This window comes from candidate division WOR-3 bacterium, from assembly GCA_039801725.1.
In the GTDB taxonomy this organism is placed as follows: Bacteria; Hydrothermota; Tepidihabitantia; order Tepidihabitantales; family DTDR01; genus DTDR01.
This window is the reverse complement of sequence record JBDRVE010000003.1, coordinates 63,029-74,070: the sequence shown is the minus strand read 5'-3', so window position 1 is coordinate 74,070 and position 11,042 is coordinate 63,029. Positions and strand designations below refer to the sequence as shown.

The following is an 11,042-nucleotide window of genomic DNA, read 5'->3' as shown; positions in this document are numbered from 1 at the left end:
CCTCAAAGGCAAAGAAAAGGTATCTTAAAAATATAAGTCCTAAAACTACATATTTATATTCATGGACCTCAATTTTTTTTCTTAACTTATCTGCTCCTTTCCAGAGTTTATCTTCGAAATTTAAATCTTTTTCTTTTTTCATTTATGCCTCCAATCGGTTCATTTACTATAAAAATTAAATATTATTTTATTAACTCCCCGGGCAGGACTCGAACCTGCAACCCTCCGGTTAACAGCCGGATGCTCTACCTGTTGAGCTACCGGGGAAGTTAATTTATTTTAATAAAATTTATCTAAAAGTCAAATTATGAACTACTCCTTTAATCTTTTTCAAAAAGAATAATATAAAAAAAGTGGTAACCTTTTGGGGTGTTTTTCCGTATTATATATATGGAAGATATAAAGGGAAATAATTATGGCAAAAGATACCTATTTAAAATTATTAAGACTATTATTAAGAAGAAACTTAAAGCGGAGGTGCTTAACGAATTAATAGATAGATAAATCTCCTTTTAAATATAATCTAAAAACCAGATTAATCAGACAAGGGGATTTTACTTTCTATTGAAAAGGGGGCTGTATAGGAGATATTATACTATTTAATATTTATCACTAATAAAAAGATGGTAAAGAAAAAGATGAGAATATCTAATAACAACGAAGAAATTAATAATTTTTTCATTTCAGTTTTCAAGAATGAAAAGATTAGTGTTTTAATTAGAGATTAAGATTTAATAGTATATTTATATTTTGGGATTGATTAGTAACGATATTTTAACCAGCGACAAAAAACTCTGCTTATGAATTAAGAGTTAGTAGTGAGAAGTTTAATACCGAAGCAAAACTAACCCAGAGAAGATAAGGTAATAGAAGATAGGCAGATGGCTTGGAAACCTTTTGAAAATTAATAATTGTTAATAATATCGCTATCCAAAGAATAATTATCTCAATAAAGGCAAAAAGCAAGGATTTTAAGGTGAAGAAGATAAATGACCAGAGGATATTTAATATTAGTTGAATAGCAAAAATAAGAATAGCCTTTTTTACTTGTTTATTCTCCCAACCTTGATTCCATACTAAATATAAAGATATTCCCATTAGTAAGAAAAGTGTCGTCCAAGCCGGAGCAAATAGCCAATTTGGTGGAGTAAAAGGCGGTTTATTAAGTTGGAGATACCAAGTAGGAATGGCAGGAGTAGTAAAGATTGAACCTAAAATTCCTGCAACTTGGCAAATCAAAATTGAGAGCAATAATTTTAAAATTTTACCCATTTAGGATTTTAACCTAAAATATCTATTTTTTCAAGGAAATTGAGATGTCTGTTAAATTTATCCTTCTTGAACGAGGTATCTGGTTTTTCAACTTCTTATTCCGATAATAACCAACACCAATCGGATAATTTTTGTAGAATAATATCTTATAACCATTGGGTATATCTAATTCCAAATGAAGGTCTTGTCCCAAAAGAACTTTTTTTAAATCTTCTTCGGTTAGATAGATAATGTTCTTTTTCGCATAACGACCAAAAATCTGAATACCATCAATTGTTGGTTTTATTCCGTTTCTTACCAATCGCGCTATTCTTATCCCTTTTCTTATTATCTTTTCACAGTTAAAATCTTTTGCTTCTTTGGTCATTAAATAGATACTATTTTTATATTCATAAAACTCATAATCTTTAAAAACCTCTTCCTCTATTCCAAATTCTTCCTTGAAATATTTTATAATCTTTTTCATAAGTTATTATAATAAAATAATTGGTTTTTAGCAAAGTCTATCTATTTGATTTTTATTTTTAAAATAGTATAATTTAAGTTAAAAATTTAAATTTTAAAATTAAAAGGAGGAATAATGGCAGAAAAATTAAACCCCTTTGAAATCGCCCAAAAACAACTTGACCAAGCAGCAGAAATTTTAAAACTTGACAAGGCAACCCATCAGATTTTAAGAGAGCCAATGCGGGAAATGACGGTTTTAATTCCCGTTAGAATGGATAACGGTGAAGTGAAAGTGTTTAAAGGCTTCCGAGTCCAATATAATGATGCAAAAGGACCTTGTAAAGGTGGCATTAGATTCCATCCAGAAGAGACGCTTGATACGGTAAGGGCTTTGGCTGCTTGGATGACTTGGAAAACTGCTTTGTTAGACCTTCCTTATGGTGGTGGTAAAGGTGGTGTTGTTTGTAATCCGAAAGAGATGTCTTTAAGGGAAAAAGAGCAATTGGCAAGGGGATATATTAGGGCTTTAGGTGAATTTATTGGTCCAGAAAAAGATATTCCAGCACCGGATGTATATACCGACCCCCAGATTATGGCTTGGATGATGGATGAATTTTCTAAACTTCGTGGTTATTATTGTCCGGGTGTGATTACCGGTAAACCAGTCCCCCTTGGTGGTTCTTTAGGAAGAAATGATGCTACTGCTCGTGGTGGAATTTATACTGTCAGAGAAGCAGCAAAATACTTAAAAATTGACCTAAAAGATGCGCCAACTGCCGTGCAAGGCTATGGTAATGCTGGCTCTTTTGCTGCTATCCTTTCCAAAGAAATCTTGGGCACAAAAATCGTTGCTGTTTCTGATTCGCAAGGTGGAATTTATAATAAAAATGGACTTGACCCTTATGATGTGTTAGAGTTCAAAAATAAAAATGGAACTGTTGTTGGCTACCCAAAAGCAGATAAAATAACTAATGAAGAACTTTTGGAACTTAATGTGACTTTACTTTGGCCAGCAGCATTAGAAAATGTGATTACGAAGGATAATGCTCCAAGAATTAAAGCAAAAATTGTTGCTGAAGCCGCTAATGGACCTACTACGCCGGAAGCCGACGAAATCTTACACAGCAAAGGAATATTTGTGATTCCCGATTTTCTATGCAATGCTGGTGGTGTTACTGTTTCTTATTTTGAATGGGTTCAAAATATTACTGGTTATTACTGGACCTTAGAAGAAGTTCACCAAAGACTTGACCAAAAAATGACCAAAGCCTTCTGGAGTGTTGTAGAAATGTATGAGAAGAAAAAAGTTAACACAAGAATAGCAGCCTACTTAGTAGCCGTTTCCAGAGTTGTTGAGGCAATGAAACTTCGTGGCTGGGTATAAATAAAATGGCAAAAATTCTTAAAAAAGAGATTTTGGCTCCTAATATAAAGAAGTTTATTGTTGAAGTTCCGGAGATAGCAAAAAAAGCCCAACCCGGACAATTTGTTATTATCCGAATAGATGAAAAAGGTGAAAGAATCCCATTAACTATTGGTGATTTTGACCGAGAAAAAGGAACGGTCACGATTGTCTTTCAGGAAGTAGGCAAAACTACCTATCAGTTAGGTCTTCTTAAAGAAGGAGACGATATTTTAGATTTCGTAGGACCCTTGGGAAGACCATCAGAAATTGAAAAATTTGGTACTGTCTGTTGTATTGGCGGTGGCGTGGGAACTCCGGAAATCTATCCAGTTGCTCGGGCATTAAAGAAAGTTGGTAATTATGTGATCTCAATTATCGGTGCCCGAACCAAAGAATTGGTAATAATGGAAAAGGAAATGAAAGAAGTTTCCGATGAGTTATGTATCACTACTGATGATGGAACCTATGGAATGAAAGGTTTGGTGACCGATGCCTTAAAAAAGATTTTGGATACTGGAAAGAAAATTGACCGAGTAATTGCCGTTGGACCGGTAATTATGATGAAGGCGGTTTCCGAGTTAACAAAAAATTATAATATTAAAACGATTGTTTCTTTAAACGCGATGATGCTTGATGGCACTGGAATGTGTGGGATCTGCCGAGTTGAGATTGGTGGCGAGACAAAATTTGCCTGTGTGGATGGACCAGAATTTGATGGTCATTTGGTAAATTACGATTTATTAATGGCACGATTAAAAACCTATTTAGAAGAAGAAAAAATTTCTCTGAAATTATTTAAAGAGAAAATGGGTATCCAATAAAATGGGTGGATATTAAAGGAGGAAAAATGGCAGTAAGTCCGAAAAAAACTCCAATGCGGGAACAACCACCAAAAGAGCGAATTAAAAATTTTAACGAAGTTCCTTTGGGATATACACCAGAAGAAGCAATCACTGAAGCAAAAAGATGTCTCCAATGTAAAAAACCGCCCTGTGTAAAAGGTTGTCCGGTAGAGATTGATATTCCGGGTTTTATTGCCAAAATTAAAGAAGGCAATTTTAAAGAGGCAATTAGAATTTTAAAGGATAAAAATAGTTTACCGGCAATCTGTGGTCGCGTTTGTCCTCAAGAAGACCAGTGCGAAAAGGAATGTGTTCTTGGGAAAAAACATGAACCAGTGGGTATTGGTCGATTAGAAAGGTTTGCTGCCGATTGGGAAGCAGAGCAAGGATTAATGGAGATTCCAAAAATTGAAAAGAAAACCGGGAAAAAAGTGGCAGTTGTTGGTAGTGGACCGGCAGGTTTAACTTGTGCCTCAGAATTAGCAAAAATGGGACACGAAGTTGTTATTTTTGAGGCTCTTCATAAACCAGGTGGTGTTTTGGTTTACGGAATTCCCGAATTTCGTCTTCCTAAAAAGATTGTTGAAAGAGAAGTGAATTATGTAAAAGCCTTAGGAGTAAAAATTGTTTGTAATTTTGTCGTTGGTAAAACCAAAACCGTTGATGAACTATTAGAAGAATTTGATGCAGTTTTTATTGGCACGGGTGCGGGTTTACCTTGGTTTATGAATATCCCTGGCGAAAATTATACGGGTATTTATTCGGCAAATGAGTATCTTATTCGGGTTAATTTAATGAAAGCCTATCTCTTTCCCGAATATGATACACCAATTGTTAGAGGTAAAAATGTAGCAGTGATTGGTGGTGGAAATGTTGCGATGGATGCCGCAAGAACCGCTTTACGATTAGGTGCAGAAAAATCAATGATTATTTACCGAAGAAGCAAAGCAGAAATGCCCGCCCGTATCGAAGAGATTGAAAGAGCCGAAGAAGAAGGGGTTATTTTCCATTTTTTGACATTACCGGTAAGATATTATGCCGATGAAAATGGTCGGGTAAAAGAAATGGAATGTATCAAAATGGAACTTGGTGAACCGGATCATAGTGGAAGAAGAAGACCAATACCTATCCCCGATTCTAACTTCAAAATACCAGTTGATACCGTCGTTGTTGCTATTGGTCAAAGTCCTAATCCCTTAATTCCGCAAACAACCAAAGGAATTGAAGTTGGTAAACACGGAAATATTATTGTTGACGAAAACACTGGTAAAACCACTAAAAAAGGGGTTTTTGCCGGCGGCGATATTGCTACTGGTGCGGCAACCGTAATCTTAGCAATGGGAGCTGGTAAAGTGGCAGCCCGAGCAATTGATGAATATTTAAAAACAGGTATTTGGTAAAAAATTTAAATTTAAATTTAATTAAAAATTAAACTTAACTAGAAAAAAATGAAAAGAACAGCTTTTATTTTAATTAATTGTCTACCCGGAAAAACAAAAGAGGTTTTAAATAAATTACTCCAAATTCCTAATGTCCAATATGCAGAAATGGTTCTGGGTCCTTACGATATTATTGCAATAATCCAAGCAACAGAAATTGAAACTATTGCCGTAATCGTGGACGAAAAGATTAGAACAATTGATGGTGTTGACGAAACAATAACTTGTGTAGCAATTGGCAAAGAGGATATTACTGGATTAATTTTTTAAAAAGGAGTTAAAAATGGCAGAGGCATATATTTTAATTAATGTCCAAGCAGGTAAGGCTCGTTATGTGTATGAAGAATTATCAAAAATTAAAGAAATTACCCATGTGGACGCAATTGCCGGACCTTTTGATATCATCGCAACAATTAAGGCTCCTGATTTTAATACTTTGGGTCGAATCGTGATTGAAAAAATCCAAACCATTTCCGGAGTAGAAAGAACCCTTACCTGCACAATAATCCATTTTGAACAATAAAAAGTTAATTCAATATTTAAAAAATAAAAAGATCGGAATTATCTGCGGTGGTTGGTCAAAAGAAAGGGAGATTTCGCTTTTAACTGCTAAGAATGTTGCTAAGGCATTAGCAAGAATTGGTTTAAAATATGAACTTATTGATATTGGCCGAAATTTTCATAAACAGATAACCGAAGCGAAAATCGATATTGCCTTTATTGCCCTCCATGGTAAACCCGGTGAAGACGGCACAATTCAGGGTTTTTTAGAATTACTCGGAATTCCTTATACTGGCTCTGGTGTTTTGGCTTCGGCTTTGGGAATGGATAAAATACTAACAAAAATTCTATTTCAATATGGAAAAATCCCTACGCCCAAATTTGTTACTCTAAATAGAAACGAAGATTTGGTAGAGAAAGTAACTTTAGCCGAAAAAAAATTAGGTTTTCCTATTGTCGTTAAACCAAGATACGAAGGCTCGAGTGTCGGAGTAGAAATTATTGACAACAAAAAGAAATTAATACAAAGAACAAAAATTTTAAGAAGAGAATTTGGTGATATATTCTTTGAAGAGTATATTGAAGGGATGATTGCCACTTGTGGAATTCTTGATGATAAACCTTTACCAATTTTAGAACTGGTTCCTAAGAAAGAAAGATTTTATTCTTATAAGGCAAAATATACCAAAGGAGAAACCGAATTTATCGTACCGGCAAGATTGGACAAAAAAACAAGTTTAAAAATCCAAGAACTTTCATTAAAAGCCCATAAAATTATTGGTGCCAAAGGTTATTCCCGAATTGATTTGGTAGTAAAGAATAACCAAAAACCCTATTTCTTAGAAATAAATACTTTACCGGGACTTACCGAACTTTCTGACCTACCAAAAGAAGCAGAATGTGCCGGTATCTCTTATGATGAAGTTATTTTAAAAATCCTAAAAACGGCTTTAATTTAACTTTTATTGATTTTTTAAAAAATTTTAGTTAAATTTATTTAATAATGGGGCCGTGGCGCAGTGGGAGCGCGTTTGACTGGCAGTCAAAAGGTCACGGGTTCGAATCCCGTCGGCTCCATATAATAAAATGAGAATAAAAGGAGAAAAAATGAAAAAAATATCTAATGTGCTTTTTATTCTATTCTTTATTTTGAGCTGTGCACCAACTACCACTGTTAAAAAATATACCGAAGAGGAACTTTTAGAGAGAAGAAAAGAAGCAGAAAAATATTATAGTATTGGTGCGGAATATTATAAACAAAGTGAATGGGAAAAAGCCTTAGAAAATTTTAATACTGCTTTAAGTTATGACTCTAATTATTACGAAGTTTATATCGCAATTGGTAATACCTACCGAAAACTGAGAGATGCTTCTAAAGCAGAAGAATATTATTTAAAAGCATTAAAGATTGACAACAAAAATAGCAAAGGTTATGAGGCTTTAGGGGATTTATATCTTTCTTTGAATAATTTAAATAAAGCGGAAAGTTTATATATGAAAGGGATCAATCTTGATACCACTAATGTGGAATTATATTTAGGTTTGGCTGAGATTTATATAAAAACCAATCAAGATAGGAAGGCAGATTCTTTATATTCTCTTTTGATTACTCGTTGTCCGGAAAGACTTGATATTTTTTATAAATATGGTGAGTTTTTAACCAGAAGAAAAAGGTTTAAAGAGGCAAAAAGTATGTTTGAAAAATGTCTTATCCGTTATTCTGAAGAATTATCTTTGAGAGAAAAATATGGTGATATATTGTTTGAATTGAATGAATATGATAAAGCAATAAATGAATATAATTATATCCTTTCCAAAAATCCCAATAATGTAGCAATAATTTTGAAAATTGGTGATGTCTATTTAAAGCAAAAGAAATATAAAAATGCTTTAGAGATGTTTAATAGAGCATTAAATTTGTCGCCTAACGATCCGATGCCCCATATTCATCTGGCTGATTATTATCAACAAACGGGCAATTACTCTAAAGCCGAGGAAGAATTAAGAAAGGCATTAGCAATCTCTCCTAATTTAGATGTGGCTTTTGTTATTGCCGGCGATATTAAAAGAAGAAGAGCCGAAGAGGCACAGAAAAATAAACAGTTAAAAGATGCTTATTATTTATATAAAGAAGCAATTAATAATTATAATAAAGTGAAAGAAGATAGCCCTTATTTTGAATATACGAGAAACGAAATCAAAAGAATTAAGATAATAATGGATAAAATAAAAGAAGAACTTTGGTTCCAAGGAATTAAAATTGAAGAATAATGTTTGAGAAAAAGATTTTGCTTTTAAATGCCAATTACGAGCCATTAACAATCTGTAAATTAAAGAAAGCATTGAAATTATTGTTTTTAAAGAAGGCAGAGTTGATTGAAGCAGAAGATGGCAAAAAAATCAGAACGCCAAGCACCAGTTTAGTAATGCCTAGCGTTATTCGCCTTTCTTATTATGTAAAAGTAAAAAGAAGAGAAATTCCTTTAACAAGGAAAAATATTTTAAAAAGAGATAATTACACCTGTCAATATTGTGGAAGAAAGAATGTCCCTTTAACCACTGATCACATAATACCTAAGGCCTTTGGCGGAAAAGATGAATGGGAAAATTTAGTCTGTGCCTGTGTGGAGTGTAATACTCTTAAAGGAAATAAAAGATTAAGTGAAACCAATTTAAAACTTTTGAAAAAACCAAAGGCGCCAAATTATATTACCTTTTTGTTAAACTCCCTGCCAGAAATTCCCGAAAATTGGCGAGCCTATCTTTTCCAAAAATAACTCTTCTCTTTTTTATCTCTCTTTTTTCTCAAGAATTAAAAATTAATAAAGTAGAAATTAAAGGTTGGAAAAAAATAAAACCGAAAATCATTTTTTCACTGCCTCAAAACCAAGAAGAAATTTTTGAACTTAGAAAAAAAATTATTGACTTTTACTTAAAAGAGGGTTTTTTTGATGTAAAAGTAAATATCGCAATGAAAAAAGAGAAGAACTTTTTAACTCTCTTTTATTTTATTGAAGAGAACGAAAGATATCAACTGGGAAAAATTAACATTCAATCTAAATTCATTAAACCTGATACTTTAGAGAAATTAATTAAAGAAAAAGATTATTATTATTCTCAAAATAATTTAAATAAAATTATTAAAAAGATTGCTGATTTTTATTGGGAAATTGGTTTTCCTTTTGTAAAGATTGATTTGAAAGATTTTGAGTTAGAAGGGAAAAAAGTAAATTTTACAATAATTATTGAGGAAGGAGAAATGGTAAAAATTGATAATCTTTCTTTGGAAGGTGAAATTATTTTCAATGAGAGACTTTTAAAAAAAGGAGCAAGATTTGTTAAACCCTTCTATTTCCAAAAAAGTTTAATTGAAAAGATGAAAAAAAATATTAAAAGAAATCTTAATCTTGATATTGATAATTATTTTCTTATTCTCAACGAGGAAAAAAAATACTCTTTAACCTTTTCCTTTTCTAATCCAAGGAAAAACAATTTTTTCTTTCTTTTTTCTTATCTTCCTAATGAAAAAATTTTTTTCTTAAATTTAAGTTTAAGAATTTTTAATTTTTTAAATAATTTAGAAGAATTTAATTTAGCAATAGAAAAAGAGCAGAATAAAAATTTTTATTTCTTTTCTTGTCAACAGCCTTACCTTTTTGTATTTAAAAAAATTTTATTTTCTACTTATTTTAAAAACTTTGATACCGCTTACTCTGTTTTTAATTTAGATTTTAACTTTTATTTGCCAACAAAAATTGATGAGTTCACACTAAATTTTATCTTTCAGAAGGAATTTAATAACTCCCGTTTATTACCCTATCCCTCGTCACAAACTTTTTCCATTGGTCAGGAATTAATTTTTAATAATAAAATTAGTAATTACCAGCGAGGATTTTATCTCTCCTTGAAAACATTGGCCGGCGAAAGAAAAATTGCCAACCGATCAAATAACCTAAAATTAAAAACCGAAATGAAATTAGAATTTCTCTTCTCCTTTTTAAAAGAAAATTTTCTTCTCCATTCCGAATTTTTCTTAGGCAATATTTTCTTAAAGGATACAATTTATGATTACGAAAAATTTTCAATAAGTGGAAAAAATAATGTCCGGGCTTTTCCCGAAAATAAATATCTCTCTCCTTTTTTATTAGTGTTTCGCAATCACCTGAAATATCTATATAAAAATCTCTTTTTCCCTTATCTTTTTATTGATTACGGATATGGGAAAAATAAAAAACCGATTTCTTTAACGAGTTACGGTTTAGGCTCGGAATTCTTCACAAAAAATGGTATTTTTTATCTAACCTTTGCTTTACCAATCAAAGCAAATCTCTTTGACGCAAGAATTTATTTTGGTTATACTTATTATTTTTAAATGGAAATTTTAAAAGTAATTTTCTTAGGCGCCTTGCAGGGGGTGACGGAATTTTTGCCAATCTCTAGTTCCGGTCATTTATTAATATTCCAAAGAATTTTAAAATTGAATCCCAATATTTCTCTCCTTCTTTGTCTTCATTTGGGAACAACTCTTTCATTAATCTTTTTCCTTCTTTCTCTCATTAAAAGAGAGATCAAAAATAAAAATTACTTTCTTTTATTAAAAATTATTATTGCCTTAATTCCTATTGTTTTAATTGGTTTGTTTTTCAAAAATATTATTGAAAAAACCTTTTCTAATTTTGATTCTCTCCCCTATTTCTTTTTAATAAGCGGTTTTTTGATATATTTTACCAAATATGCCAGAGAAAAGTTTTTTTCGATTAATTATTTTCAATCATTGATTATTGGTATTTTCCAAATTTTGGGAATTTTTCCGGGAATTTCCCGTTCGGGCTCAACAATCGCTGGTGCCCTGTACTTAGGAATAAGAAAAGAAGAAGGATTTTATTTCTCTTTTCTCTTAGGACTGCCAACAATTATTGGTGCCAATGTTTTGGAATTTTATAAGAATCCTTCCCTTTTTCTTTCTCTTTCTTGTTTCTTAGGATTTCTCTCTTCTTTTATTTTTGGGCTCTTCGCCCTCTACTTTTTAAAATATTTAGTAATTAAAAAAAGGTTTTATTACTTTAGTTATTATCTCTTTTTTCTTTTTATTCTTCTTCTTATTGACAATTTAAAAATTTTACGTATCTTTTAAAA

The 11,042-nt window shown here is 31.8% G+C and carries 13 protein-coding genes and 2 tRNA genes; 11 read left to right on the top strand and 4 right to left on the bottom strand.

All coding sequences use genetic code 11. The features are described from left to right. The 4 genes from ABIK75_01395 to ABIK75_01380 all read right to left on the bottom strand — a co-directional run. Window positions 1–142, bottom strand: a 142-nt coding sequence (locus tag ABIK75_01395) for a type I restriction-modification system subunit M N-terminal domain-containing protein (GenBank protein MEO0089750.1), incomplete at its 3' end; no start/stop codon positions are given. A 52-nt stretch (window positions 143–194) separates the two neighbouring features. Then, window positions 195–267 (bottom strand) — tRNA-Asn (locus ABIK75_01390). Between the two features lie 531 nt (window positions 268–798). After that, complete coding sequence (locus ABIK75_01385; protein MEO0089749.1) at window positions 799–1,272, bottom strand: TspO/MBR family protein; 474 nt, start codon at window positions 1,270–1,272, stop codon at window positions 799–801. 22 nt (window positions 1,273–1,294) lie between these two features. Next, on the bottom strand, window positions 1,295–1,738 hold the full coding sequence (locus tag ABIK75_01380) for a hypothetical protein (GenBank protein MEO0089748.1): 444 nt from the start codon (window positions 1,736–1,738) through the stop codon (window positions 1,295–1,297). Window positions 1,739–1,852: 114 nt separating this feature from the next. Here ABIK75_01380 and ABIK75_01375 point away from each other — a divergent pair, with 114 nt between their 5' ends. From ABIK75_01375 to ABIK75_01325, 11 genes are all read left to right on the top strand, one after another. Continuing rightward, complete coding sequence (locus tag ABIK75_01375; protein ID MEO0089747.1) at window positions 1,853–3,103, top strand: Glu/Leu/Phe/Val dehydrogenase; 1,251 nt, start codon at window positions 1,853–1,855, stop codon at window positions 3,101–3,103. A gap of 5 nt (window positions 3,104–3,108) precedes the next feature. After that, window positions 3,109–3,945, top strand: coding sequence for a sulfide/dihydroorotate dehydrogenase-like FAD/NAD-binding protein (locus ABIK75_01370; protein ID MEO0089746.1), 837 nt, complete (start codon window positions 3,109–3,111; stop codon window positions 3,943–3,945). Between the two features lie 26 nt (window positions 3,946–3,971). Beyond that, on the top strand, window positions 3,972–5,366 hold the full coding sequence (gene gltA, locus ABIK75_01365; GenBank protein ID MEO0089745.1) for an NADPH-dependent glutamate synthase: 1,395 nt from the start codon (window positions 3,972–3,974) through the stop codon (window positions 5,364–5,366). Window positions 5,367–5,414: 48 nt separating this feature from the next. After that, window positions 5,415–5,675, top strand: coding sequence for an Lrp/AsnC ligand binding domain-containing protein (locus ABIK75_01360; GenBank protein ID MEO0089744.1), 261 nt, complete (start codon window positions 5,415–5,417; stop codon window positions 5,673–5,675). A 13-nt stretch (window positions 5,676–5,688) separates the two neighbouring features. Next, window positions 5,689–5,928, top strand: a complete 240-nt coding sequence (locus ABIK75_01355; GenBank protein ID MEO0089743.1) for an Lrp/AsnC ligand binding domain-containing protein — start codon at window positions 5,689–5,691, stop codon at window positions 5,926–5,928. After that, on the top strand, window positions 5,918–6,865 hold the full coding sequence (locus ABIK75_01350) for a D-alanine--D-alanine ligase (GenBank protein MEO0089742.1): 948 nt from the start codon (window positions 5,918–5,920) through the stop codon (window positions 6,863–6,865). Before ABIK75_01355 ends, ABIK75_01350 begins: the two co-directional genes overlap by 11 nt. A 46-nt stretch (window positions 6,866–6,911) precedes the next feature. Next, window positions 6,912–6,983 (top strand) — tRNA-Ala (locus tag ABIK75_01345). A 30-nt stretch (window positions 6,984–7,013) separates the two neighbouring features. Beyond that, window positions 7,014–8,177: a tetratricopeptide repeat protein gene (locus ABIK75_01340; protein ID MEO0089741.1), complete on the top strand. Its 1,164-nt coding sequence runs from the start codon at window positions 7,014–7,016 to the stop codon at window positions 8,175–8,177. Further along, window positions 8,177–8,683, top strand: coding sequence for an HNH endonuclease (locus ABIK75_01335; protein ID MEO0089740.1), 507 nt, complete (start codon window positions 8,177–8,179; stop codon window positions 8,681–8,683). The genes ABIK75_01340 and ABIK75_01335 overlap by 1 nt, the downstream gene beginning before the upstream one ends. Then, window positions 8,656–10,278 (top strand): POTRA domain-containing protein, encoded by a 1,623-nt coding sequence (locus ABIK75_01330; protein ID MEO0089739.1) that lies wholly within the window; start codon window positions 8,656–8,658, stop codon window positions 10,276–10,278. The genes ABIK75_01335 and ABIK75_01330 overlap by 28 nt, the downstream gene beginning before the upstream one ends. After that, window positions 10,279–11,040, top strand: a complete 762-nt coding sequence (locus tag ABIK75_01325) for an undecaprenyl-diphosphate phosphatase (GenBank protein MEO0089738.1) — start codon at window positions 10,279–10,281, stop codon at window positions 11,038–11,040. The last annotated feature ends 2 nt before the right edge of the window (window positions 11,041–11,042 follow it).